Origin of the sequence: Candidatus Caldatribacterium saccharofermentans, assembly GCF_050267035.1 — a bacterium.
GTDB lineage: Bacteria > Atribacterota > Atribacteria > Atribacterales > Caldatribacteriaceae > Caldatribacterium > Caldatribacterium saccharofermentans.
The window spans coordinates 2,040,303-2,065,516 of sequence record NZ_CP187957.1 but is presented as its reverse complement, the minus strand read 5'-3'; the positions used below and the strand labels follow the sequence as shown (position 1 = coordinate 2,065,516).

The window sequence follows — 25,214 nt, the reverse complement described above, 5'->3', positions numbered from 1 at the left end:
GGGGGGAGAATATGCTGGGGCTGCACGACTTCTGGATTATCCTTGCGTACCTTCTCTGTATTGGGAGCACCCTGCTCTGTGTGGTATACGGCCTGGTCAACTGGAACCGGGGTGGAGAGGGTGTGCAACCGGAGAAAATCCTCCGCTGGGAGAAAGAAGAAGAGGAGCTAACGGAGTAAGGAGGGAGAAGCATGTACCGTCTTGCCCTTGTGCTTGCAACGCTTGTGTACCTCCTCATCACGGGGTATCTTGGATACGTCGCCTACCGGAGGACCAGGACAACCACAGACTACCTTCTTGCCGGGCGGGAAGCCCACCCCTACATCATGGCCATGTCGTATGGGGCAACGTTCATCAGTACCTCGGCCATTGTGGGTTTCGGAGGGACAGCAGCACTCTTTGGGTTGAGCCTTCTCTGGCTCACGTTCCTGAACATCTTCGTCGGGATATTCATCGCCTTCGTCTTTTTCGGCCACCGGACCCGTGCCATGGGATATAACCTCGATGCACACACCTTTCCAGAGCTTCTGGGAAAGCGTTTCCAGTCGAGATTCATCCAGGTCTTCAGCGGCATTTTGATCTTCCTCTTCATGCCCATCTACGTCTCTGCAGTCCTCATGGGAGCCACGCAGTTTCTCACCGTGAACCTCAAGGTGGATTACGAAGCCGGCCTTCTACTCTTTTCCGCCATTGTCGCCCTCTACGTCATCATGGGGGGCTTGAAAGGTGTCATGTACACCGATGCCTTTCAGGGGACTGTGATGTTCGCTGGTATGCTCTCTCTCCTCTTTCTCACCTACTACCGCCTCGGGGGTGTGACCCAGGCTCACGAAGCCCTCACCGCTCTCACCCCAAAAGCCCAAGAGGTCTTTGGTGCCATGGGACACCGAGGATTCACCAGCATGCCTGCCTTTCTCTCTCCTCTCTGGTGGACGGTCGTATCCACAATTGTCCTTGGAGTGGGCATTGGGGTTCTGGCGCAACCACAACTTGTTGTCCGCTTCATGACTGTGCGGAGCAGCAGAGAGCTCAACCGGGCCACGGCCATTGGAGGGATTTTCATCCTCGCCATGACGGGAGTCGCTTTTGTCGTTGGGGCACTCACCAACGTCTACTTCTTCAACACCACCGGTCAGATTTCTTTCCTCGCTGCCCACAAACAGGTCGATTCCATCATCCCCCTCTTCATCGAAAGAACCATGCCTTCATGGTTTAGCATCCTCTTCCTCGTCACGCTTTTTGCTGCAGCCATGTCCACCATGAGTAGTCAATACCACACGATAGGCACAGCCCTGAGTCGTGACATCTTCGAAACGCTTACAGGGCGAAGGGGCACCATCGGCCTCAACCGTATTGGAACGTCCATCGGAATTATTCTGAGCAGCTTCCTCGGGTGGGGTCTGCCTCGCTTCTATGGCGCGGGTTCAGAGATCATTGCCCGGGGAACCTCCATTTTCTTCGGTCTCTGCGCTTCAACGCTCCTCCCCATGTACATCGGGGCTTTGTACTCCCGCCGCATCACTAAGGCCGGAGCCATTGCCGGAATGGTCGCAGGCTTTGCCGCAAGCATGTTCTGGTTCCTCTTCGTGCATGAAAAGGAATCCCAGGTCCTTGGGTTGTGCCAGGCCCTTTTTGGACGGGGGGCCCTGTGGGGTCTTCCCTGGAAAGTCGTGGATCCCATCGTTATTGCGCTTCCTCTTGCTGCCCTTGCAACTGTCCTAGTGAGCCGCTTCACGCAACCCCCAGACGAAACTCACCTCAAAACCTGCTTCAATGGCCTCTCATAAAAGACGGCACCGGGAAACCGGTGTTTCCCGGTGCCAGAGCGTGGTATAATACTTCAAAAAGCAAAAAACTGCCTGCGGTGAGGAAGCGAAATGCTTCTGAAACCAAGGGGGTTGGTGAACCTGGTCTACTCCTCCCGCAGGCCAGGTTTTTGTTTTATGCAGGATACAGGGAGGTGACAGTATGCTGACGAGAGACGTTCCACTCAATGTGCGAGAGTGGATGCAAGGTGTCATCAAGGAAGAAGAAATCAACCGGTACCTTGTCAACGGGCGTGATTTTATCAATGACGAGGAGATTGAAGAACTCCTCCGAAAGCACCGGAATCCTGAACCCCAGAGGGTCCGGGACATTATTGCCAAATCCCTTGCTCTGGAACGTCTTGAACCGGAGGAGACTGCAACGCTCCTCAACGTTGAGGATGAGGAGCTGTGGGAAGAAATTTTCCAGGCAGCAGGTGAGGTAAAACGGAAGGTCTACGGAGACCGCATCGTCACTTTCGCCCCACTGTACTGTAGCAACTTCTGCGTCAACAATTGCCTCTACTGCGGATTTCGAAGGGACAATCACCTGCAGAAACGGCGGCGGCTCACCATCGAAGAGGTCCGGAGGGAAGCAGAAGCCTTAGTCTCCATGGGGCATAAACGCCTCATCATGGTGTACGGAGAGCATCCTCTTTCCGATGTTGACTATATTGCCAGAACCATCCAAACCGTCTACGAAACAAAAGTCGGCAATGGGGAAATTCGCAGGGTTAACGTCAATGCAGCACCCATGGACATTGCCCGCCTTCGAATTCTCAAAGAAGTTGGGATCGGGACGTTCCAGGTTTTTCAAGAGACATACCACCACGAAACGTATCGAAAGGTTCACCCCGAGGGAACCCTCAAGGCCCATTACCGGTGGCGCCTTTATGCGCTGCACCGGGCCCAGGAAGCAGGAATCGATGATGTAGCCATTGGGGCACTCTTTGGACTCTACGACTGGAAGTTTGAGGTTATGGGGCTTCTCTACCACACCATAGACCTTGAACGGCATTTTGGAGGAGTCGGACCCCATACCATTTCCTTCCCTCGCCTTGAGCCGGCCATTAATACCCCCTTCGTCCAGGAAACACGATACAAGGTCTCTGATCGGGACTTCAAGCGGCTTGTGGCCGTTATCCGCCTCTCTGTTCCCTATACCGGAATGATTATTACCGCTCGAGAGCCAGCACATATCCGTCGTGAGGTCATCCCCGTGGGGTGTACACAGACCGACGCTTCCACGCGTATTGGCATTGGGGCTTACAGTGATCGGTATACCGAGCAGGACCTCAAGCGACAGCAGTTTCAGATTGGCGACCCCAGGTCTTTAGACGAAGTGGTGCGAGAACTCGCTGAGATGGGATACATCACGTCTTTCTGCACCGCAGACTACCGCTGTGGGAGAACCGGGAAATACTTCATGGGGATCGCCAAAAAGGGCAAAATCCACCATTTCTGCATGCCAAATGCCATCCTCACCTTCAAGGAGTACCTCATCGATTACGCCTCTCCAGAAACCCGGAGTGTCGGCGAAAGGCTCATCGAACAGAAGTTTGCTGAGCTTGACGAGGCTCTGAAACCCCTTGTTCGGGAGTACCTGGAGCGAATCGAACGTGGAGAAAGGGACCTTCGCATTTGAGGATTGGCTGAAGGAAATCCAGGAAGAAGTGGCGAAAAGAAATCTCTCAGATGCCCTGCGTACCATCGCCGAGAAAATCCTCGAGCGCTACGGTGCGCGGGTATGGTTTGCCGAAATTTTGGGAAAACGATGGTCCTATGTTACCGGATGCGGAGGGGAAGACCCTCTTCCCCTCCGTCAGATTCCCCTCACACCACGCTTTGGACTTGTGGCAGAGAAATGGGAATGCATTCCTCCTTCAGAGGGGGAGGCGATACTTGCTTTTCTGAGAGAGCTCCTTGCTCAGACAGGAACTTCCTCGGTAAAAAGCGAGGGCTGAGAGAAGGAAGAAACGGCCTTTTTACCCCGGAACAGGAGAAAAGGTAGAGCTCTTGTGGCAGAGGGCCCGAGCTTTTTGAGGACTTCCGGGGTAATGTGAACTCCCTGCCGGCGCAACCTAAGGATGTTCTTGGCCGTTTCTGGTCCAATTCCGGGGACACGGATGAGCACCTCATAGGGTGCTTGATGGACCTCAACGGGAAAGTACTCGGGATGCCGCAGCGCCCAGACGGTCTTGGGGTCTTTCGAGAGGAAGAGATTGCCATCGTCCCTCAAGGGTATTTCCTCAAAGGAGAAACCGTACTTCCGGATGAGAAAATCGGCCTGGTACAGCCGGTGTTCCCGCCAGGTGGAAACCCCAGGCATGTCCTCAAGTGGGGTTCCCACAACGGGTTGAAAAGCGCTGTAGTACACACGCTGTGCCTGAAACTCCCGATAAAGCACAGCCGACACTTTGAGGATTTCCCGGTCCTTTTCCCCGGCTGCTCCTACAACGAACTGAGTGGTGAATCCTCCACGGAGCTCCCCTCTTTTCTGGAGTTCCCGAAACCAGAAAAACTTTTCAAAGATGCGTGTAAAGTCCTTCTCAGGGGCAATCCTTTTGAGATGCTCCAGGGAAGGCGCCTCGAGGTTCACAGAAATACGGGTCGCAAACTTTGCGGCTTCTTCCACAAAGTCAAAGCCGACTTCAGGCAGAACTTTCAAATGGATGTACCCCGGGAAACGGTACCGGGAGCGGAGCATCTCAGCCACCTTAATCATGTCTTCCATTGCCCGGGAGGGTTCCCGGAAAACTGCTGAGCTCAGGAAAAGCCCCTGCACAAGACCTCTCTCGTAGAGGTTCATGAAAAGACGAGCAAGCTCTTCGGGGACGAACGTCGCTCGAAGAGAGGGTCTTCCAGCCCGATTCGCACAGTAGAAACAATTGTGAATACATTCGTTGGAAAGGAGTATCTTTAGGACCGGAACCCTTCGGCCATCGGGGAGGGCAACAGGGTAAATCCATCCACCCCTGGGATGGCGGATGCGTGACTCTCCCCCAAAACACGACCCGCACAGGTCAAACCGTGCTTCAGAACCAAGAAGGACAAGCTTTTCCTCAAGATCTTTCACCGTCTGCCCCCCAAAATACATTGTACCTCTTCCCCAAATATTCTGCCAATCCCCTTGCACACCCCCAGAATCTCCTGGTAATTTTCAGGAAAAAGGAGGGAAGTAAAATGTACCCCAGGCGTATCCTTTGCTTTGGTGACTCCCTCACTTGGGGATGGGATCCGGAAAGCCAGGATCGCTTTCCTCCGGAGAAACGCTGGACGAGGATTCTCGCTCGCCTTCTCGGGAAAGACTACGAAATCATCGAGGAAGGACTGAACGGCCGTACCACGGGTTTCGATGACCCCATTGAGGGGGACAAGAACGGTCGACGACATCTTGTAATGCTTCTCGAGACTCACAGACCACTGGATCTTGTCGTCATTCTCCTTGGCACAAACGATCTCAAGCAACGGTTCAATCTCCACCCCGCAGATATCGCTCAAAGCGCAGGAGAGCTGGTGAAAATCGCCCAGAGAAGTCCCGCCGGTCCAGGTGGTCGTGCTCCCCTGGTGCTTCTCGTCGCCCCACCACCGATTGGACCTCTACCTCAAGAGGCGGAAATTTTCACAGGAGGGGAGGAAAAATCCCGAAAGCTCGGACACCTCTACCGTCTCCAGGCAGAACGACTCAGGTGCTTCTTCTTCGATGCCCAGGAAGTGGTACGGACAAGCCCCAGAGATGGCATCCACTGGGATGCCGAGGGCAATCGGGCCTTCGCCGAAGCCTTAGCAGGGATAATCCGGCAGGCCCTGTAGGAGGAGTAGAACATGGAGAAAATCGCTATTTTGCGGGAGAAGTTCGTTAAGGAGGGATATGCCCGGTTTCTCGGAATGGAACTCGAGGAGCTTGCCGAAGGTTACGCCCGGGTACGGATGAAGGTACAGGAACACCTGCACAACATCTTCTCCATCCTCCATGGAGGGGCGCTCTTTTCCCTGCTTGATGAAGCTTTCGAACTCGCCTGCAACTCCCACGTGGAGGACGCAGTGGCCATAAGCGTCACCGTGCATTACATGAAACCTGTGGTTTCCGGAGATCTTGTTGCCGAGGCAAAAGAAGTTGCTCTCACTCCAAGAACTGGTCTTTACAGTCTCACAGCATACAACGAAGATGGGATACCTGTTGCCTTCGCGCAGGCACTCTGTTACCGAAAAAGAAAGGACTGAGGGGGTTTCCCCTCAGTCCTTTCTTTCCCCCATTCTGGCGTCGAGCACAAGAAGCCCTGGCCCCTCTCCTGCCATCTTGAGATATCCCAGGATCTCTGAGGCGTTCTTCTCTTCCTCAACCTGCTCATCGACAAACCACTGCAGGTGGGTCATAAGGGGGTAGTCTTTTTCTTCACGAGCCATTTCATAGAGCTTGTGAATCATCCCCGTGACTTTCTTCTCGTGTTCCAGGACTGCTTCAAACATGGCCTTGAGAGAAGGATACTCCACAGGAGGCTGCTCGATGGCCCGGAGCACCACGCGCCCTCCCCGGTCATTCACAAAATCGAAAAGGCGCATGCCGTGGGCGATTTCCTCCTTTGCCTGTACCTTAAGCCAGTGGGCAAATCCCTTGAGGTTCATGGCCTCACACTGCGCCGCCATCGCCAGATAAAGGTAAGCAGAATAAAACTCGTTTTTAATCTGCTCGTTCACCGCCTCTTCAAGACGCTTGCTCAGCATAAGAATCCTCCCTTCTTAGGAATTTTTATTTTTTAACCTCTGAGAGACTCTCCGAATTCCCGCCCCAGCTGCTTGACCCGTTGCCAGTCCTCTTTTGTCCCTCCACCACGGAACTCAAAGGCAACCGTCATCTCCCAGCTAAGCTCACGGGCGAAGCGTTCAACCTCTCTCCTTGCTCCTCCAGACCACCCAAAGCTCCCAAGGTACATCGCCTTTTTGTGCTTCACGTTTTTGCGAAGTGCCAGGTCAAGGACCTGTGCTACCGGTGGGAAAAGCCCGGCCTCATACGTCGGTGCCCCAACCACAACACCCTTTTTCTCCCAGAGGGAAGCCAGAATGTAGCTCGGATGTACCCGCCGGGCATCGAACATGTCGACCTGAACCCCGCTTTCGGCTATTCCCTGAGCCAGGGCGTCCACCATGGCCTCAGTGTTGCCGTACATCGAGCCATAAAGGAGCGTAACTCCTATTTCTCCCCCACTTTCCGCGTACTGAGACCATTTCCGGTAAAGCTCAATGATATGCCCCGGGTTCTTCCTCCAGATGAGACCGTGCGAGGGAGCCACGATGGAAATCGAAAGCGACGAGAGTTTCTCGATAGCTTTCAGAACCATAGTGCTGTACTTGGCCACAATGTTCGCAAAGTACCGGAGCGATTCCCTGATGTAAAAATCAAATTGCGGGCACTCGTCCTCGAAAATTGCTCCTTGAAGGGCTCCATAACCCCCGAAGGCGTCACAGGAAAAGAGCGTTTGCGTTTTCTCCTCATACGTCACCATGGTCTCCGGCCAGTGGACCATGGGGATATGGTAGAAGACCAGTTTCTTTTCCCCCAAGTCGATCCGTTCCCCATCGCGGACGACCTGAACACCTTCGGAAATGCTGTAAAAGGCCGAAACCATATCCTTCGCCTGAGGTGAACAGAGAATAACCGCTTGAGGAGCGAGTTTCCTGAGAATCCTCAAAACTCCCGTGTGGTCTGGCTCCATGTGGTTGAGGATGATGTAGTTGAGGCTTTCAAGGGGAATGCGCTCGCTAATCTGGGCAAGGTACTCATCAACTTTCAGGGATTTGGCGAGATCAACAATGGCGTTTTTTTGGTCAACAATGAGGTACGAATTATAGGAAACCCCTTCTTGCGTTATGGGCCAGAGACCTTCAAAGAGGTCTGTGGTGTGGTCGTTGACGCCAATCCAGTAGATACCGGGGCGAACCTCCACCGAGGGCATTGCCATCCCTCCTCTCTTTTCCTGCGTTGTTCCATTGTACCAGACCTTAAGGCGTCTCAAAAGGGAGATATATACGATTTTTCTCCTCAAGGCTCAGAAAACGGTCAAGGAGAAAGGCAATGGCGAGGACTCCAAGAAAAGACATGAAGTACCTCGACGCGGCAAAGACCAGCCCGAGATTCTGTATCTCAAAAAGGAGCATTGGGATTTTCATCGTTGACCACGCTCCGAGGAAAATCCACACATTCCGTAAGCTTACACCCTTTCGAAGGAGAACTTCAGCCACGGGGAATGCAGCGTAAAGAGGACCGGCAGCAAGGGCCCCCAGGGCCAGAGCTATACCGATACCAACCATCCCTGAAGCCTCTCCCAGCCGTTTCACCACCTTTTCCCTGGGGATCCACACATCAAAGAGCCCAACAAGGATAAACACAGGCGGGATAACACTGAGCATGAAAAGGATATTCTGCAGGGCTACTGCAAAGACCTTCCTTCCCAGAAGGGGAGAAAAGAAAAACATAACGAAGCACAGCCCCAGAAGGACGAAAAATCCTCGGTAGGTTCGAAGAATATCCTTGACCATGGCTCACCTCATCACCTTTACAAAGATCCAGACTCCGTACCCTACGAAAAAGGCGTAACAGTAGGCCAGGAGATTTCGCCATACTGCGGCTTTTACCCCAAAGTATCGGATCTCAAGGGGGAGGGTCACAACACCGACCATCATGAGGGTAGAGATGAATACGGCCATCTGGGCAATCCCCGCGCCATGGTCAAGGAGCACCTTTGCCATGGGAAAAGCGACAAAACCAGGAACAAGGGTAACCGCCCCAACGACAGAGGCAAGGAGATACCCCAAAAAACCACTTCTTTCCCCCAGAAAAGCGGCAATGGTTGCCTCAGGAAGGAGGACCACAACCAGGGCAAGAATGAGGAGGACCACAAGGAATGCAGGGAGAATGTTCGCAAAGCTTTTCCAGGCTTTTCTGAGTGCTTGTTCCGCCTTTTTTCGATCTCTGGCAAAAGAAAAGGCAAGCCAGGAAAGGGCAAGACCGTAGAGAACAAACGTAGTGATATCACCCATGGTGTTCGCTCTCCCTCTGGAACTTCTCGTACTCTTCAAGAAATCTCTGAAGCCTTAGTACTTGCCTCCGCACGTGCTCCACCCAAAGCCGGAGTACCGTCTTGCCTTCACCGGTGAGGGTATAGATTCTCTTTGCCGGCCCTGAAGTTTCCGTAACCCACTCCGAGGAAACCCATCCATCCTCTTCCATTTTTCGAAGGGTTCGATACACGAGTCCAGGGTCTGGGGATTCATCCTCAAGAAGAAAGTGTTTCAGCCGCTCCATGAGTTCATACCCGTGGGAGGACCGAATAGCAAGACACAGAAGGAGACACGGTTGCAGAAACCGTTCAATCCTGAATCCCGGACACTCGCAGTGCGACGAAAAGCACACGGACTCTCACTCCTTAAAATATCACTTATATGCAAAATGCACATATAGGTTATACGTCGCAGCTTCTGCTGTCAAGAGCTCTGTGATATACTTCCCTAAAAAGTGAATAGCGCTACCTTTTCCAACCTTCGGGGCAGGGTGAGGAGGGCGTTTCCCTCCAATTCCCAACCGGTGGTGATGCCCCTCTTTTCGAGGGGACGAGCCCATCAGCCTCAGCGGTTGAACCGGTGAGAATCCGGTGCCGACGGTATAGTCCGAATGGGCGAAGGTTGGTTCCGTCGTCTTTAAAGCCCCAACGAAGGTTGGGGCTTTTCTTTTTTGCAAAGCCAGAAAGGAAGGTGAGGAAAATGGAAAAGGGAAGCTGGGTGGTCAAGAAGGGGCTGGCGGAGATGCTGAAAGGAGGTGTCATCATGGATGTAACAAGCCCCGAAGAGGCTCGCATTGCTGAGGATGCAGGAGCGGTCGCCGTTATGGCTCTTGAACGTGTTCCAGCTGACATTCGCCGCGAAGGTGGTGTCGCCCGAATGGCCTCAATCGAGAAAATTGTCGCCATTATGGAAGCCGTGTCTATTCCGGTCATGGCCAAGGTTCGTATCGGGCATATTGCCGAAGCCATGGTTCTTGAAGCTCTGGGAGTGGATTTCATCGATGAGAGCGAGGTCCTCACTCCAGCGGATGAAGAAAACCACATTGACAAACACGCTTTCACCGTGCCTTTTGTCTGCGGAGCCCGGGACCTGGGAGAAGCCTTGCGGAGAATTCAGGAAGGTGCAGCGATGATTCGCACTAAGGGCGAAGCGGGCACAGGGAACGTCGTCGAGGCCGTGCGGCACATGAGACGAATCACCCGCGAGATACACTATGTCTGTTCTCTCCCCCCTGAGGAACTCCCCAGAGTCGCTAAGGAAATGGGTGTCTCTCCCGCTCTCCTTGAAGAAGTCCGCAAAGAAAAGCGACTCCCCGTGGTGAATTTCGCCGCTGGTGGCATTGCTACCCCCCAGGATGCTGCTCTTTTGCGACTCCTTGGAGCCGATGGCATCTTTGTTGGCTCGGGAATTTTCAAATCGGAAAACCCTCCCGCCTTTGCAAGAAGTATTGTCCAGGCCTGCACCTTCTTTGACGATAAGGAAGCCCTTCTTGAAGCATGCAGGGGAATCAGGGGAGCCATGAAGGGTCTTGTGAAGGAGGAGTTTACAGTACTCCTCCAGGAACGGGGGTGGTAATGGTGGAAGTCGGCATTCTCGGCTTTCAGGGAAGCGTTGAGGAACACGAGAGGATTTTTCAGCGGCTTGGGGTGAAGACCAGAAGAATCCGGTACGCAAGAGATCTCGAAGGAGTCAACGCCATTGTTTTTCCTGGAGGAGAAAGCACAACCATAGGAATTTTCCTCCAAAATGGGGACCTCGTGCAACCTCTTCGGGAAGCCCTTATCCAAGGCATGCCTGCACTCGCAACCTGCGCAGGAACAATCCTTCTTGCCCAAGAAATTGAAGGGAAACACTTTACTTCCTTAGGAGTACTCCCGATAAGGGTGCGGAGAAACGCCTACGGCAGGCAAAGGGAGAGCTTCGTTGCCCCGCTCACTCTCGCCTTTGACCCATCACGACCCTTCCCCGGGGTGTTCATCCGGGCTCCCCGGATCGAAACAGCTGGTCCTGAGGTCTACTTTCTCTCCTCTTTTGACGGGCAACCGGTAATGGTGCAATACGGTGCCATCCTTGGATGCACATTCCATCCCGAGCTTACGGAAGATACGCGGGTGCATGAATACTTCCTGGGAGTCGTCTCTTCTCGGAAACCCAGGGTATAAAACTTCCAAAAAATTTCGTTCTGCCCCTTGACAGGGAAAGAGGAAGGGGCGATAATACAACTGCCACAGGTTTCAGGAGGCTGGAAGTTGGGGAGCTGGCAGAAGAGGGAATCCTCAAGCTGCTGGGTCTTGCAGCGGAAGGTTTGCTGGAGCCTGTGGTGTAGATTGCGGGTCCCGAGGAATCTCGAGGTCCTAATGAGCTGAGGGGTTCTTCCTGATGCTCCTACGGAGGTCGCAGAGCTCCGGCCTCTGAAGCAAAAATTGGGACTTAAGGGGTTTGTTGGGACCCGCAGTTTTTTAGTACCACTGAGAGAGCAGGAATCGGTTGCCTATAAGGACGTTCTTCAACCCTGCCCCCTGGCACCTCTTGAGCGCCTCCTCGGCATGGCGAACGGACGTCGTCGGGAGATTATCGAAGAAGAAATTCGGCGCAAAACCCAAAAGGACGTAGGGGATATCAGGGTTAAGGCGGGCAATAAAAAGGGCGATCTGCTCCACTTCCTCCTCAGGGACATACCCGGGTACTAAGGGAGTACTCGCCACAACAGTGGGCCTTTCGTGCTTTTTGCTTTCTTCGGCAAGCCAGGCAAAGTTTTCGAGGATTCTGCGATTCGTCACCCCGGTGAGGGCGAAGTGAATACGCTCGTCAAAGGCCTTTAAATCCACCTTGAGAATCCCTCCGCTTTCGCAGGAAAGCTTGTACATCCTCTGGAGGATTTCAGGATGCACTGTCCCATTGGTCTCCCAGCAAACACGAACCATTGTCTTGGCCTTTCGGGCAAATGCAAGGGCATGGGCTATTTGAGGCGCTGGATCCCCACCAAAAAAGCACACACAGGCAACTCGGGGGTGTAGTGCTTTGAGGAGGTCTTCAACGCTTGCAAGAGGTTTCCGCTCGGCAAGAAGGCGGTGAAAATGCCAGTTCTGGCAGAAAAGGCAATTCAAGGAACATCCTGCGTAGAAGACGGCAAGGTTCTGGTACCCAAAGTGTTTCCTCTCAGGACAAACAGAAGCTGCCACGCAATTCGTCGGAAGGTCGTCATAGTACCACTCCAGAAGACCTCTTTTTGGTGTTCCCGCCCAACGTTTCCCTTCCTCAACCAGACCACAGAAACTCTTCTCTCCCTGCGCACAGGTATGAACACAGATCCTGCACCGGGAAGTCCCTGAAGGCGCCGGATAGGGAAGACCAAAAGACTGGCGAGCCCGACGATGAACCTCCTGAATATGGGAACGCACCTGGGAGAAATTCTCAATGATGCACCTGCGACAAAGGCCCAGGAAATCGGCGATGAGAAAGGACTTTTCTCCACAGAAAGAACAACGTCCCTCACGTGGCTCCTCCATACTCCATCACCAGGACATCACTCCCCAGTTGGTCAAAAACCCCGATTTCCTCTCCGGGACAACCCTCCTGCAATATTCCCTCTCTCTCGAGAAATACGCTCCATGGAAAACCCTGCTCTTTTAGGTGTGACACGTCTTGCTCCATTTTCTCCCACTGTCCCAGAGCCCTGTACGTAAGCGCCCGGAAAGCATACCCTCTGAGGAAAGCAGGGTTCAGAAGAATCGCCGCGGAAAAATCTTCAAGGGCCTTCTCGTACTCTCCTTTCCTGTAAAAGCACAGACCACGGGCAAAATATGCCCGGAAAAGGGCCGGATCAAGATGAATGGCTTCACTAAGGCTTTCTACTGCCTCGCCATAGTGCCCGAGCTCAAGCAGGACTATGCCCTTGAGATAATGAGCTTTGGGATTCTGTCTCTGCAGGGTGATAACCTTTGAGAAATCCTCAAGCGCCCTGTTGTGGTCTCCTTTCTGAAAGAAATAGGTACCCCGAAGCAGGTACAGCCTCGGATCAAGAGGTCGAAGACTCAGGGCTCTTGAAACATCCTGCACAACAAGCTCTTCACACCCCCTGTGCCTAAGAACAAGCAGTGCCCGGTAGTAGAGTGCCTCGGAATCAGAAGGATTCAGCGCAATGCACTGTGTGAGGTCTTCCACTGCTTCCTTGTGCTTCCCCTGCTCTGCAAGCGCTATAGCCCGGTTAAAGAAGGCCTCAGGAAGACGCGGATTCAGCTCACAGGCTCGGGAGAGGTCCTGTAAAGCCTCTTCGAGCCGACCCAGCGAGAGATAGGCATTCCCCCGGTTGTTATAGGCCTCGGCGAAATCGGGTCGCAGCACAATCGCTTTCGAGTAGTCAGCAAGCGCTTTTTCAGTCTCTCCAAGGGCGAAATAGGCATTACCACGGTTCACATACCCCTCAGCGTAATCCGGCTTCAGCTCAAGAAGAACGTTGTAGGTCTCGATGGCCTCCCGGTATCGTTTCTCCCGGAGGTATCTAAAGGCAAGAAGGACAAGCCTTCTGAGCTCTGGGGAGAAAATATCTCGAACCTCAATACGCGAGAGATAAAGCGCAAGAACCGCAAGTGCTGCAAGGAGAAGGAGAAACACTGGTTTCCTTACCCCCCACCCTTTTTCTTCTCATTTTAGCAGAAAAAGGGCCTCAGGTAAGCTTTTCGAGCTCGATATTGCCCTCCACCCCAAGAAGGTCTTCAAAAATCACGACGACTCCCTCCAAAGAGGTAATGCGCCGGGCTAAACGTAAAACGGAAGCAACATCTTCTCTTTTCCGAACCCGGTTGGCAAGACTCGTCGCCCAGGCATCAGCTAAAGCTGCAGATTTGGCCACGACAACGACGGCGTCGGCATGCCCAAAACTCAAAGAAGGCCCCACCTTCCCTGAAGAGGTGGCAACCCCCCAGCTACTTCCACCACGCAGTCGAATGCCTATCCTGAAACTGAAGGGAGAGTCCTCACCAGCATAAACGGCCACCAGGCGATCCCGTGAAGAGGTTACAAGAAGGTCTCCCCCGTTTTCGATGATGAGCTCAGGACTGAAAGGCAAAAGTTCCTCCGCAATAGCTTCATTGATGGCCCCTGCTACTGCAGCCATTGGCCCGACGCCGGCTTCCTGTGCAGCCCAGCCCATACGCCGGCATATCCGGGGAGCAAAGGAGGGAACAGGGATGGGAGTGAGCGATTCAGCAAAGCGGGGATCATAACGGATATAGGCTTCGAGGTTCCTTCGCTCCCGAAGAAGACAGGCCTCCGCTTCCTTTTTGAGGTCCTTCTCGGCGAAGATGAAGAGGTCGCTCTCCTTCACCTTCACCGAGAAGGACACAAGATCCCCGGCCTGCATATACTTTCGATACCACCGCTCCACATACCGGTGCACTTAAAGGAGCGCCTCCATGGCATGGGTTGGACAGGCGAGGACACAGAGTTCACAGGCAATGCACTTCGCCGGGTCATACCGCACAAGGAAGGAGGGTCGCTCCATCGAGAGTGCTCCTGTGGGACAGAGGCCCACGCAGGTACCACAGTGGTAACACCGCTCCTCCACCATACGGATGTCCTGGCTCAAAGGCTCGACAAAAACACCCTTTTCCCTCAGGAATTCCAGGCCTTCCTCTTGCCTATCCCGACTACCAATGAGCTCCATCACCATGATTCCCTCTCGATGGGGAGAAATAGAAGCCCGAAGGATATTGAACCGTAATCCAAAGCGCAAAGCAAGCTCGCAGACGATCGGACGATCGGCTACCTCCTGAGGAAACCGGAGGACGACTTTCTTTGAACCGTTGTTGTTCATCATCCTTACCTCCCAATGATCACACTGGCTTCAACAGGGCGTTCCACAAGGTTCTTGAACCGTACACCCGATTCCACTCCGGGAAGCTGGGCAACCGGCTGGGTCAGGGTGAACTTTCCCTCCTGGATCCACTTCTTGAGCGTCAGGGCAACCTCTCTAGCCTTGCTGTAACTGGACATGGGAGAAGTAGGCACTTCCTTGCCCCCGATTGTAATCTTGCCACTTCGAAGTTCGGCATAACTCACATACCCCAGGATTTCCCCCGTTCCGTAGGGATAAGCGTGGCTGTAGTCCACCACAGGAGCCAGAATCTCTTCATCGCTCACCGAACAGTAGTAAAGTGTCTCTTCGTCGAGAATAGGGATTGGAATACCAAGACCAAGGGCGAGAGAACAGCCGTACCCCCGAATGCTCACCCCCCAGAGCCAGTGGGGGCTCATCCCTTTTAGGTCGCCAATGACCGCAATAGTTCCTGCTCCGCCCTTGGGTATCCCCCGTTCCGTTCGTTCAACAGTCGGGTTGTGTTGTGTCCCTTGCCAGGCCACATACCCAATTCCCCCACCAAGGAAGATTTTAGTCCCTATGCCTATGACCCGGTAATACGGGTCATTCAGAAGTGGCGAAAGCTGCCCAGCCGAAGAATATCCTGCATTGCCCATCCGAGGAAGAAGAACCCCAAGGTACGTGTAAATGGTCTTGTCTGAGAGGTTCACCGCCACGTTGTAGTTCTGGTATGCATTCCGGGGATTGAAAAGATAGGCCTCGTTGAGATCCCGGATGTTAATCCAGGTGACGAGCTTCTTTCGGGGGTAGCAATCTGTCCCATAGGCATAAGCCTCAAGGAGCACGTCTTTTCCTGCCACAAGGTCCTGAATGACGTGGCCACCACCGTAGCGGAATTCCCCGGGGTGAACCTTGTTCAGAGGATCGTCCTTTGCCGGTTGTGTGGCTCCGATATAGAGGTCAACTGCAGCAAGACCAGCATAGGCCATGACCCCGTTCAGATACGCCTCGTGGATTTTCATCCTTGGCTTTGTGTGACCAATATTCAGAAAGGCTCCTGAAGAACACATGATTCCGAAGGTACCGGTTGTGACCACATCGACCTCCCGGGCAACCCTCTCAACGCCCTTCTCCCGTACAAGGTCTACGACTTCCTCTGCGGTCACTACCACAACCTGGCCTTTTTTGATTTTCTCGTTGATTTCCTCGTAGGTTCGAAGCTTCGTGCCCATTGGCAACACCTCCCCTACATAAAAATCAACCCCTCGTCCGAAGGGACGAGGGGTTGTGCTCGTGGTACCACCCTTCTTCGCTGACTCCGGGGAAGCCAGCCTCCTTGCCGGTGCTTCTCTACACCGCGGCTCTGTAACGGGAACCACCCGTCGGTCACTACTCTCGCTTCGTCACCGCAACTCCGGGGCCATGTTCATCAGGTCAGGAATACCAGGCTCCCACCTCTCCCTGGCTCTCTCTGATTCCCTTCCTGACTACTCATCCCCTTCATCGTTTCTGGGCTGGGGATATTATACCATGGCGATAGGAATTGTCAAGAATGATACCACTCATTGGGGAGGTATTCTCGCTCTGCCTCGAACATGTCATCAACCATCTTCTTGATCTCATCGAGCGAAAGAACTGCTGCAGTGAGAGGGTCGTAATAGAGTGCATAGTATATGTAGTCCCTGCGCTTTTCAAGAATACCATGCACCGCCATTTCCTGGCTCTGCACCACCATGCGGTTGAGTGCCGCAAGCTGCAATGGTAAATCCCCAACGAAAGCAGGCCGAATACGCCCTTTTTCGACAAAGCAGGGAACCTCAACGATACACTGAGGAGGAAGATTCGTGATAGTACCCCGGTTGGGGAGATTGATATTCGCCCGGAAAATCCCTCCACCCTCAAGGGCATAGATAATCTTCATCCCGTATTCTTCGCTCTCCTCGTAACTTATAGGTTCTGTGCCACTTGCAACTCGCTCAAGTTCCTGCTCGTAACTCTCCCGGTCCTTTCCGTAAAGCTTGAGAATGAACCCTGTTTCGCCGTTCCACCCCCCTCCTGGGGTGAAGCGCTGCAAGAGGTCCGGTCTTTTCCTGAACCAGGGGTTGTACTCTGAATTGTGGCCGCTCGACTCGGTAACAAAGTACCCGAGGTATTTGAGCATCTCAACGCGGGTGGTATCCTTCTTCGCAATTTCGGGATCCCAGGCCTTCTCCCTCAGGAGAGGGTACACATCCCTCCCTCGAAGACGAAGCTCCAGAAACCAGGCCTGGTGGTTGATTCCAGCGACCCAGTATTCGAGGTCCTCAAGAGGCCAACCCATGTACTCGGCGATCTGCTTTGCAGTATGCTGTACACTGTGGCAGAGGCCGTAAAACCGTAAAGAGGGATACTCTTCTTCCACGACCCAGCAGAGAATCGACATTGGGTTGGTATAGTTAAAGACAAAGGCCTCGGGGCAGAGCTCCGCTATATCCCGACAGATGTCAAGAATTACCGGTGCGGTCCGCAGAGCCCGGAAGACACCTCCAGGACCGATGGTATCCCCAATACACTGGTCTACCCCGTAACGCAGGGGGATTTCAATGTCCTTTCGGATAGCTTCGATATCGCCCACAAGAATAGAAATAAAAACGTACTGTGAACCCTCAAGAACCGCTCTTCGATCTGTTGTGGCTGTGATTCTCTCAATGGGAATGCCATTTTCGGCAAAGATTCGCTGAGCAATCCGGGTGATGTAGGAAAGTCGCCGCTCGTTAATATCCACAAGGGCAACTTCTATCCCTTCGCGGGGAAAGGGCAACCGCACAAGATCCACAAGGAGCCTTCGGGTAAAAATCAGACTTCCTGCACCGATAAAAGTGATTTTCACTGTTCTCACCCTTTCTTGGGAATCGTGTTTATACCAGGAACTTCCAGCCTTCAGGGAGGTATTCCCTCTCTGCTTCAAACATCTCGTCAACCATGCTACGAATTTCATCGAGAGTAAGTATTGCTGAGGTAAGGGGATCAAGGGCTATTGCTTCGTAGATGTACTCCTTTCTCTGCTGTAATATCCCTTCCACAGCAAGCTCCTGCACATTGATATTGGTTCTGTTAATCGCGGCAAGCTGGGGGGGTAAATCGCCAACAAAGCAAGGATGTATCCCCAGACGATCCACAAAACAGGGAACCTCGACACAGCAGCCATAAGGAAGATTCGTGATAAGACCTGTATTGGCCACGTTGCCGTTGATCCGTGTTACCTCTCCAGTTTCCATAGCGTTAATGATATACGCACCATACTCGAGACTCCTCCGAATTTCTATGGGTTCCTCACCTCGAATCTGACGCTGGATCTTCTCTAAATAGGGCGCAAGTCCCGCTCGACATATTTCGTAATAATCCCAGCGCCTGGGAATGTACTTTGTAACAAGATCAGGATTTTTCCGAAAGTAAGGCACATACTCAGACATATGATGGCTCGACTCAGTCACAAAGTAGCCAAAGTGACGCATGATTTCGAAACGAACTATATCCTGAGAGTATATGTGAGGGTCTTCCATGGCTTTTCGAAGAAGAGGATAAGCATCTTCTCCCCGGTATCTGAATTGTAAAAACCAAGCCTGATGGTTTATTCCGGCTACCCAGTAATCAATATCTGCAGGCATGGGTTTGTAGAAGAAGGCGTGCTCCTCAGTTTCGTACTTCATGGTATCTGCAACTTTCACCCCGATGTACTCGGCAAGCTGGCGAGCAGTCCCCTGAACACTATGGCAGAGACCCACACTCTTAATATGAGTCGCCTTGTTTATAGCCCAGCAGAGTATAGCCATAGGATTCGTATAATTAATGAGCAGCGCATTTGGACAGAGATCCTCCATGTCGCGGCAGATTTCAAGAAGCACGGGGACCGTACGAAGGGCCCGGAACACCCCTCCTGGACCAAGGGTGTCTCCTACGGTCTGGTCTATGCCGTATTTACGAGGAATTTCGACGTCAAGGCGATACGCTTCAAGACCTCCGACCTGAATCATATTAATAACATAATCAGCATCCTTCAGGACCTTCCTCCTGTCAGTGGCTGCTTCAATAGATATAGGGAAACATTCCTGTTTCTTGAGCTTTTCTGTAAGTCGTGCAATGATCCCCAGCCTCTCTTCATCGATGTCCACAAGCGCAAGGGTGCTATTCCGTAAAGAGGGAAAAGTCATAATATCAACGATCAGTTTCTGAGCAAAAACAACACTACCTGCACCGATGATCACGATCTTCGGCATTTTTCATTCCTCACTTCCAGAAGCAAGTTTCTTCGAACTCCTATACATAAAGCCAGCATCTCACCAGATGCCTGTCGCCCTTTTCAACCAGTGGTGGATCTTCTAAACATCTATAAGAGAAACGAGAACATCTGGACGCATAGAGGCACCCCTCAATCCTTGCGTAAGGGTCTGGAATATCGCCTTTGATAACTTCCAGCCTCTTCCTATCCTTTTTGCGCGCACAGTAGGGTATGGATCTAAAAAGGTCCTGAGTATAGGGATGCAAAGGATTTTCAAAGAGTTCCGTCCAACTGGCGTATTCCATGATTCTCCCCAAGTACATTACTCCCACATAATCAGCAATCTCAGCGATAACTCCGAGATTATGCGTGATAATCATTATCGCCATGTCCATCTCTTGCTGTAGTCTTTTTAAGAGTTCCAGGATCTGAGCCTGCACTGTCACATCCAGAGCTGTGGTAGGTTCATCAGCGATAAGAAGCCGAGGATGACACACTAAAGCCATGGCGATCATTGCTCGCTGTCGCATACCCCCGCTGAGTTGGTGAGGATAGTCGTCTATTCTTTTAGCCGGTTCCGGAATGCCCACTTGCTCCAACATGTGGACGGCCTTCTCTCTGGCCTCTCTATAGGGAACTTTCTGGTGGGTTACGATACTTTCGATAATCTGTTCTCCAATCGTGTACACTGGATTAAGAGAAACCATGGGTTCCTGGAAAACCATTGAGATGTGCTTTCCTCGTATTTCCCGAGCTACGTTTCCTTTAGGATCCAGAAGAGCCAGATCAACACAACTTCCGTTTCCACGATGATAAAGGATACTCCCCTCGACTATCCTCCCAGGGGGTGGAACCAACCGCATAACGGAGAGCGCCAATACAGTCTTGCCACTTCCCGTTTCACCTATGACACCCAGTACTCCCCTTTCTTCAATTACCAGGTCAACCCCATCTACCGCCCGAACGATACCATCATCGGTGTAAAAATACGTACGGAGTCCATGAATCTGAATGAGAGGATTGTTGCTACCCGCAGGCATCGATCTCCACTCCTCGAAGAGCCAGTCTTTCGGCAAAGTGACAAGCCACGTAATGGCTATTCCCTACATTCCTTAATTCTGGTTCTTCCTGAATACAGACCTTTTCTGCATACCGGCAACGAGGATGGAACCTACATCCCGAAGGGGAATGAAGCGGACTGGGAACATCACCCTTTAGGAGTATGCGGTCAACCTTTTTCCGACGATCCACCCTTGGTATGGCAGAGAGTAGAGCCTCGGTGTAAGGGTGTTTCGGAGTGAAGTAAACAGCTTCGGTATCTCCAAGCTCAACCAATCTCCCCAGATACATGACTGCTACCCTATCACTGACATGCTGAACCACACTGAGGTCATGGGAAATAAAAAGGTAGGTTAGGTGAAATTCACTCTTGAGATCCTCGAGGAGATTAAGGATCTGTGCCTGCACCGAGACGTCCAAAGCCGAGACTGGTTCATCAGCAACAATCAATCTCGGATTAGAGGCCAGAGCCCTGGCTATGACAATTCTCTGCCTCTGTCCCCCACTGAATTCATAAGGGTATCGCCTCATGTGTTGAGCTTTTAAACCCACCATCTCCAGCAATTCCCGTACTCTTTCCTCCAGGGCCCTTCCCTGAGCCAAACGGTGAATTTTCATGGGTTCTCCTACTATTTCCATCACCGTCAGTCGAGGATTTAAGGAGGAAAAGGGATCCTGAAATATCATTCTCATTTCTCTTCTCATGCTTTTGAGTTCTTCTAAACCAAGCTTTGTGAGCTCGACCCTTCTGCCCTCACGAGTCTTAAACCAGACCTCCCCAGCAGTAGGTTCGATAAGCCTTAGAACACACTTACCAAGAGTCGTTTTTCCACAACCACTCTCTCCCACAAGCCCAAGTGTTTCTCCTTCCCTGATAAAGAAGCTTACTCCATCAACAGCCCGTATATATCCGACAGTTCTTTTCCAAAATCCTCTGGTCAGAGGGAAGTATTTCCTGAGACCTCTCACTTCCAAGATCACTTCACCAACATCCGTCCAGCCGTTAATACGATCTTCGAACGGAGTAGGGGTCAGCAGCATCTCGCAATCCATCTCCCAAAAAGTTGAAACCAAGCACCGCAAGAATAATAAAAGCACATGGAAACATTACCCACGGATACAGACCGATGACCTCTATTCTTTGAGCCCCTTGCAAAAGAACCCCCCAGCTTATCATCGGGGGTTGAATTCCCAGACCAAGAAAACTCAAAACACTCTCCATCAAGATAAGCTCAGGAATGCTTATGGTGAGAACCACAATCATATGGCTGAGACAGTTAGGCAAAAGATGTCGGAAAATAGCTCTTGAATTCGACCCTCCCATTTCCTTCACTGCAACAATAAAATCCTGTTCGCGGAGAGACAGTACCTTGCCCCTGATCTCTCGGGCCAACATGGGCCAGTTCAGGAAGGAAAATATGACCACCATACATACGAAGACCTGAAGGGAGGACCAAGTTCTGGGAAGAGCAGCTGTGAGAGCCATCCAGAGAGGCAGTTGAGGAAAAGACTGCAACACCTCAACAGCCCGCTGCACCAGCATATCAACAAAACCACCATAATAACCAGACAGCGCCCCTAAAATGGAACCTAAAATCACCGTAACTACTGCCCCAAAAAGAGCTATAGTCAGTGAGACCCTTCCCCCATGGAGGATTCTTCCCAGAAGATCCCTGCCAAGACGATCCGTACCCAGGAGATGTATTGAGCCTTCCTCTACACCAAAAAGGTGCAACGTGGAACGGAAACCGAAAATTTGATATTCCCATCCCCGGACAAAAAATCTTATGTAAAGGGGTTTACTGGTATCCTCGCGGTAAATCCTGCTAAAGGTAACCGGGTCTATATCCAGCTTCAGATCGTATACAAAAGGCCTCCAGTGGAATTTCCCTTCGGCATCGAAGAAACGGATTCTTTGAGGTGGTCGGTAAGCTTTATCAGCGTCCAGCTTGTAGTAGTCATGAGGAGCAAAAAAGGGGGCAAAGAGAGACAAAAACGCAAGGGTTACAATAATAACTCCACCCAGCAACCCCATACGATTCTTCTTAAAGTTCCTCCACACCAGCTGAACGTAGCTCTTCCCTCGCTCCGCCTCAACCACATTCACTGCTACTCGCATTGTCCTTTTCTCAGTCATATCGCACCCTGGGGTCTATCCATGCCAGCAGAATATCAGCTAACAGATTTCCTGCGACTAAAAAGACCGCTACCAGGAGAAGGAATGATCCAGCAAGATACATATCCTGCGAAACCAAAGCACTGTAGAACATTGGCCCCGCGGTAGGTATATTGAGCACGGTGCTGGCTACAATCTCTCCCGAGATCATAAAAGGAAGCACCATGCCCTGATACATAATAATAGGGTGCAAAGCGTTCACAACAGCATGCTTAAAAACCACAGTTCTTTCTGGCAAACCCTTGGAGCGGGCGGTCAGAACATACGGTTGGTTAAGTATGTCAAGAAGATTTCCTCGCATCACTCTCATGTTCCTGGCAGTACCAGCCAAACCAACAATAACCACAGGTATCCAGATATGCTTAAGCAAATCGACGAACTTCCCCCAGCTCCAAGGAGCAAATAGGTAATACTGTGAGAATAACCCACCAGGTTGTATACCTCTGGAAGCCAGTATGTACATGGCAACCAGTGCCAAGAAAAAGCTTGGGGTGGAGAGACCTATAAAAGCAAAAAAGGTTGCTACATAATCCCCTATGCGATACTGATGAGTGGCCGAGAAAATGCCGATCATAATACCCACCAGAGTCGAGATGAGATGGCATAAAGAGGCTATAAGAATGGTCCAACCAAGTCTTTCCCAGATGACATCAGCCACTGGCTTCCGGTACTGGAAGGAAAAACCAAAATCACCCCGAGTAATAATGTTTTTCATCCATACCAGATACTGAACATATAAAGGCTTGTCCAGCCCGTAGACTTTCCGAAGTTCCTGAGCAACCTTGGCTGCTTCGGCCTCGGTCAATCCCCCTAAGGATTGCAACTGAAGTTGCACAGTAGTCATGTAATCCCCAGGAGGAAGCTGGATCACCACAAATACAACGACACTGATGACAAAAAGCGTGGGTATACTCATGAGCACTCGACGTATAACGTACCTACTCACTCCAAGGACCCCCTGATACACCTGACAGGGGGCATATGCCCCCTGTCAGGTGCTCCTTACTCTAATCCTTCGAGTATTTCACTATTACCCCGGGTAGGAACTCTGGAAGCTGCTCTTCTTTTGGCGTCCACACCTGTTCCTGCATCACGTTGAGATGGAACCACTGATGGAGCCTGGCAGGTACACCTATCGGGATGTTCTTAAATCGCTTCGTGATAGCTGTGTTGTAAATACCTTCGATAACACCAATGGTGTAGAGATTCTCGGTCCACAGCTTTTGCAGTTCGCTGAAAAGTTCCTTTCTTTTCTCGTAAGACACCTCGTATTTCAGGGCTTCTACAATTTCTATCATCCTTGCCTCAAAGGGTAAGAGATCCCTTTTATCCCCAGGACCTGCACGATGCCAGTTAGGAGTCTGAGCAGTCACTGGAGCAAGCGAAGCCAGCACTGTGTAAGGGGCAGAGAGGAAATCCTGCCGCGCCATATTGAACTCAAACTCACCAGCAGTATCCATTGCCTGCCCCACCGTAGCAGGTACAACCTTAGGAACCAGTCGAATTCCTACTGCCTCAAACATGGACACCAACATCTCTACAATGTCTATGCAGGCAGTTTGATCTTCGTGTACCTTCACCGATATGGTAAGATTTTCCCCCGCAAGAGGTCCTGAAGTCCAGTTGAGGATCCCGTCTCCATCAGTGTCTCTAAATCCCAGACCTGCCAGGAGTTCTCTTGCCTTTTCGGGGTTATAGGGGTAGGAAACCACTGCCTCAGCGTTGTAGTAATCAGCTCCAGAAGGAAAACCACTTGGCAACGGCCTCAGCATCGGGCCAGGAACCAGTGTTCTGGCTATCGTCTCCCTATCGATAGCATGCGAAACGGCTTTTCTGAACTCTAAGTTACGGAAAAGCTCTCTTAATGCTCGATCCCGCTCATCTTTTACCCCCTGATACAGAGACAGATTGAGCTCTAAAGCGAAGGTCAAAGTCCACCGTCCAGGAATTATCTTAAAGCGAGCACCAGGTAGTCTGGCCTGTTCACTGATGAAGGTAAATATTCCTGGAGTTTCAAGGTGCGTCTGATCGCAGGTACCAGCCACAAGATCTAAATCTCGCTGAATGCCTGCTCTGGCCTTCCTGAAGTAGAACTCGCCTATATAGGGGAGTTGCTTACCGGTTTCGTCGACCTTCCAGTAGTAAGGATTCCTCTTCATGATCAAGGCTTCGTCTTCCTTAAAGTATACCGGCACCCAGGCTCCGAGAACCACCGGGGGTAGCTTGTGCGGGGGCAGGGCGTTAATAAAATCCTCATAGGTTTTCTCGGGATTATACTTGGGATGATATGGTTTCAGAACATGAGCAGGTGCCACAGAAAAGTTCAGATAACCCATGTACCAGAGCAAATAGACTGGGAAGGGTTTGGCAAAATGCCAACGTATAGTGTAATCATCGACCTTTTCCAGCTGAGCTACTTCTCCTCCCACTGTCCAGGTACCGGCACCCTGCCAGCTAGGCACATGGGGATCAAGAATGCAATCATAGTAAGTGAAGAGAACATCATCTGCGGTGAAAGGATGTCCGTCCGACCACTTCGCTCCTTCAATAAGGTACATAGTCAAAGTTTTGCCATCTTCAGACCATTCCCAGTGGGTTGCTAAGTTTGGTCCAGGTTCACCAGTTTTTAGCCGCCACGCCATACCGGTGTGGACCAAACCTTCCTGCATGCACTCTTCTATTCCGAACCAACCCCCCACGACTCCCGCAGCCCAGTTCCATCCTGCCGTCGGCACCGCAGAAACTGTTCTCCAAACGTCTCCATAAACTCCTGGGCCGTCCGACATTCCGGAGGTCATGATTACAGCCGGTTTCTTAGGTAACCGTTCTTCAACTGGAGGAAGCTCTCCTCTTGCTACCGCCTCTGCCAACTCAGGTGCCTCACTGTACTGAGGAAGTGCTTTGTACTGAATGATTTCGTGAACTTCAAATGTTGGATATTCCTGTGCAAGAGAAATAGCGGTGGTCACCAACCCTATCACCACGACCCACGCTATAAACAGAGCAAACCCTCGTCTCACTTCCTTGCCCTCCTTTCGT

26 protein-coding genes, 1 riboswitch and 1 other annotated feature are annotated in these 25,214 nt (G+C 51.8%); of the genes, 8 read left to right on the top strand and 18 right to left on the bottom strand.

The features are described 5' to 3' along the window. The first annotated feature begins 11 nt into the window (after nucleotides 1–11). From ACPT9Q_RS10580 to ACPT9Q_RS10565, 4 genes are all read left to right on the top strand, one after another. A complete protein-coding gene (locus ACPT9Q_RS10580; RefSeq protein ID WP_017873577.1) occupies nucleotides 12–179 on the top strand; it encodes a symporter small accessory protein in 168 nt (55 codons plus the stop codon). 12 nt (nucleotides 180–191) lie between these two features. Then, on the top strand, nucleotides 192–1,787 hold the full coding sequence (locus ACPT9Q_RS10575; protein WP_427365815.1) for a sodium:solute symporter family protein: 1,596 nt from the start codon (nucleotides 192–194) through the stop codon (nucleotides 1,785–1,787). 181 nt (nucleotides 1,788–1,968) lie between these two features. Further along, nucleotides 1,969–3,450 carry a [FeFe] hydrogenase H-cluster radical SAM maturase HydG gene (gene hydG, locus ACPT9Q_RS10570; RefSeq protein WP_017873579.1) on the top strand — a complete coding sequence of 494 codons (1,482 nt, stop codon included), beginning with the start codon at nucleotides 1,969–1,971 and terminating at the stop codon, nucleotides 3,448–3,450. After that, nucleotides 3,425–3,769: a hypothetical protein gene (locus tag ACPT9Q_RS10565; RefSeq protein WP_017873580.1), complete on the top strand. Its 345-nt coding sequence runs from the start codon at nucleotides 3,425–3,427 to the stop codon at nucleotides 3,767–3,769. The genes hydG and ACPT9Q_RS10565 overlap by 26 nt, the downstream gene beginning before the upstream one ends. On the opposite strand, the gene ACPT9Q_RS10560 is transcribed toward ACPT9Q_RS10565, so the two are convergent. Then, entirely contained in the window at nucleotides 3,733–4,881 is a 1,149-nt protein-coding gene (locus ACPT9Q_RS10560; protein ID WP_427365814.1) for a radical SAM protein, read from the bottom strand. The genes ACPT9Q_RS10565 and ACPT9Q_RS10560 overlap by 37 nt on opposite strands. Nucleotides 4,882–4,988: 107 nt before the next feature. Between ACPT9Q_RS10560 and ACPT9Q_RS10555 the strand changes: the two genes are divergently transcribed. Together ACPT9Q_RS10555 and ACPT9Q_RS10550 are read left to right on the top strand one after the other, a co-directional pair. Continuing rightward, on the top strand, nucleotides 4,989–5,618 hold the full coding sequence (locus tag ACPT9Q_RS10555) for an SGNH/GDSL hydrolase family protein (RefSeq protein ID WP_427365812.1): 630 nt from the start codon (nucleotides 4,989–4,991) through the stop codon (nucleotides 5,616–5,618). Nucleotides 5,619–5,630: 12 nt separating this feature from the next. Beyond that, the gene (locus ACPT9Q_RS10550) at nucleotides 5,631–6,029 is read left to right on the top strand and encodes a PaaI family thioesterase (protein WP_427365811.1); all 399 of its coding nucleotides are present in this window, start codon (nucleotides 5,631–5,633) and stop codon (nucleotides 6,027–6,029) included. A 12-nt stretch (nucleotides 6,030–6,041) separates the two neighbouring features. Here the strand turns inward: ACPT9Q_RS10550 and ACPT9Q_RS10545 are convergent, their stop codons facing one another. From ACPT9Q_RS10545 to ACPT9Q_RS10525, 5 genes are read right to left on the bottom strand one after another with little or no spacing between them, the layout of a single operon-like run. Then, nucleotides 6,042–6,530, bottom strand: a complete 489-nt coding sequence (locus ACPT9Q_RS10545) for a ferritin (RefSeq protein ID WP_427365810.1) — start codon at nucleotides 6,528–6,530, stop codon at nucleotides 6,042–6,044. A 32-nt stretch (nucleotides 6,531–6,562) separates the two neighbouring features. Continuing rightward, nucleotides 6,563–7,759 carry an FprA family A-type flavoprotein gene (locus tag ACPT9Q_RS10540; RefSeq protein WP_427365809.1) on the bottom strand — a complete coding sequence of 399 codons (1,197 nt, stop codon included), beginning with the start codon at nucleotides 7,757–7,759 and terminating at the stop codon, nucleotides 6,563–6,565. Nucleotides 7,760–7,805: 46 nt separating this feature from the next. Continuing rightward, nucleotides 7,806–8,342 carry a permease gene (locus tag ACPT9Q_RS10535; protein ID WP_017873820.1) on the bottom strand — a complete coding sequence of 179 codons (537 nt, stop codon included), beginning with the start codon at nucleotides 8,340–8,342 and terminating at the stop codon, nucleotides 7,806–7,808. A gap of 3 nt (nucleotides 8,343–8,345) precedes the next feature. Next, complete coding sequence (locus ACPT9Q_RS10530) at nucleotides 8,346–8,843, bottom strand: permease (protein ID WP_017873821.1); 498 nt, start codon at nucleotides 8,841–8,843, stop codon at nucleotides 8,346–8,348. Continuing rightward, complete coding sequence (locus ACPT9Q_RS10525) at nucleotides 8,836–9,216, bottom strand: helix-turn-helix transcriptional regulator (protein ID WP_017873822.1); 381 nt, start codon at nucleotides 9,214–9,216, stop codon at nucleotides 8,836–8,838. Before ACPT9Q_RS10525 ends, ACPT9Q_RS10530 begins: the two co-directional genes overlap by 8 nt. A 120-nt stretch (nucleotides 9,217–9,336) precedes the next feature. Next, a riboswitch (FMN riboswitch) is annotated at nucleotides 9,337–9,490 on the top strand. Nucleotides 9,491–9,563: 73 nt separating this feature from the next. Between ACPT9Q_RS10525 and pdxS the strand changes: the two genes are divergently transcribed. Both pdxS and pdxT read left to right on the top strand, forming a co-directional pair. Then, nucleotides 9,564–10,439: a pyridoxal 5'-phosphate synthase lyase subunit PdxS gene (pdxS, locus tag ACPT9Q_RS10520; RefSeq protein ID WP_026137359.1), complete on the top strand. Its 876-nt coding sequence runs from the start codon at nucleotides 9,564–9,566 to the stop codon at nucleotides 10,437–10,439. Further along, nucleotides 10,439–11,026, top strand: coding sequence for a pyridoxal 5'-phosphate synthase glutaminase subunit PdxT (pdxT, locus tag ACPT9Q_RS10515; protein WP_017873824.1), 588 nt, complete (start codon nucleotides 10,439–10,441; stop codon nucleotides 11,024–11,026). The genes pdxS and pdxT overlap by 1 nt, the downstream gene beginning before the upstream one ends. Nucleotides 11,027–11,323: 297 nt before the next feature. On the opposite strand, the gene ACPT9Q_RS10510 is transcribed toward pdxT, so the two are convergent. From ACPT9Q_RS10510 to ACPT9Q_RS10455, 12 genes are all read right to left on the bottom strand, one after another. Continuing rightward, the gene (locus ACPT9Q_RS10510) at nucleotides 11,324–12,373 is read right to left on the bottom strand and encodes a radical SAM protein (RefSeq protein WP_427365806.1); all 1,050 of its coding nucleotides are present in this window, start codon (nucleotides 12,371–12,373) and stop codon (nucleotides 11,324–11,326) included. Then, on the bottom strand, nucleotides 12,357–13,478 hold the full coding sequence (locus ACPT9Q_RS10505; RefSeq protein ID WP_427365804.1) for a tetratricopeptide repeat protein: 1,122 nt from the start codon (nucleotides 13,476–13,478) through the stop codon (nucleotides 12,357–12,359). The genes ACPT9Q_RS10510 and ACPT9Q_RS10505 overlap by 17 nt, the downstream gene beginning before the upstream one ends. 52 nt (nucleotides 13,479–13,530) lie before the next feature. Continuing rightward, entirely contained in the window at nucleotides 13,531–14,262 is a 732-nt protein-coding gene (locus tag ACPT9Q_RS10500; RefSeq protein WP_017873911.1) for a hypothetical protein, read from the bottom strand. After that, the gene (locus ACPT9Q_RS10495; RefSeq protein ID WP_427365802.1) at nucleotides 14,263–14,682 is read right to left on the bottom strand and encodes an NIL domain-containing protein; all 420 of its coding nucleotides are present in this window, start codon (nucleotides 14,680–14,682) and stop codon (nucleotides 14,263–14,265) included. Nucleotides 14,683–14,684: 2 nt separating this feature from the next. Beyond that, complete coding sequence (locus ACPT9Q_RS10490; protein WP_017873909.1) at nucleotides 14,685–15,914, bottom strand: homocysteine biosynthesis protein; 1,230 nt, start codon at nucleotides 15,912–15,914, stop codon at nucleotides 14,685–14,687. Between the two features lie 38 nt (nucleotides 15,915–15,952). Next, nucleotides 15,953–16,195 (bottom strand) — a binding site (T-box leader). A 33-nt stretch (nucleotides 16,196–16,228) separates the two neighbouring features. After that, nucleotides 16,229–17,551, bottom strand: coding sequence for an alpha-galactosidase (melA, locus tag ACPT9Q_RS10485; RefSeq protein ID WP_427365800.1), 1,323 nt, complete (start codon nucleotides 17,549–17,551; stop codon nucleotides 16,229–16,231). 28 nt (nucleotides 17,552–17,579) lie between these two features. Beyond that, entirely contained in the window at nucleotides 17,580–18,938 is a 1,359-nt protein-coding gene (locus ACPT9Q_RS10480) for an alpha-glucosidase/alpha-galactosidase (RefSeq protein WP_427365798.1), read from the bottom strand. 40 nt (nucleotides 18,939–18,978) lie between these two features. Further along, nucleotides 18,979–19,980, bottom strand: coding sequence for an ABC transporter ATP-binding protein (locus tag ACPT9Q_RS10475; protein WP_427365797.1), 1,002 nt, complete (start codon nucleotides 19,978–19,980; stop codon nucleotides 18,979–18,981). Beyond that, nucleotides 19,967–21,040, bottom strand: a complete 1,074-nt coding sequence (locus tag ACPT9Q_RS10470) for an ABC transporter ATP-binding protein (protein ID WP_427365796.1) — start codon at nucleotides 21,038–21,040, stop codon at nucleotides 19,967–19,969. The genes ACPT9Q_RS10475 and ACPT9Q_RS10470 overlap by 14 nt, the downstream gene beginning before the upstream one ends. After that, a complete protein-coding gene (locus ACPT9Q_RS10465; RefSeq protein WP_427365795.1) occupies nucleotides 21,003–22,136 on the bottom strand; it encodes an ABC transporter permease in 1,134 nt (377 codons plus the stop codon). The genes ACPT9Q_RS10470 and ACPT9Q_RS10465 overlap by 38 nt, the downstream gene beginning before the upstream one ends. Next, nucleotides 22,129–23,121, bottom strand: a complete 993-nt coding sequence (locus tag ACPT9Q_RS10460) for an ABC transporter permease (RefSeq protein WP_427365794.1) — start codon at nucleotides 23,119–23,121, stop codon at nucleotides 22,129–22,131. The genes ACPT9Q_RS10465 and ACPT9Q_RS10460 overlap by 8 nt, the downstream gene beginning before the upstream one ends. 61 nt (nucleotides 23,122–23,182) lie before the next feature. Continuing rightward, the gene (locus ACPT9Q_RS10455) at nucleotides 23,183–25,195 is read right to left on the bottom strand and encodes an ABC transporter substrate-binding protein (RefSeq protein ID WP_427365793.1); all 2,013 of its coding nucleotides are present in this window, start codon (nucleotides 25,193–25,195) and stop codon (nucleotides 23,183–23,185) included. Nucleotides 25,196–25,214 lie beyond the last annotated feature (19 nt).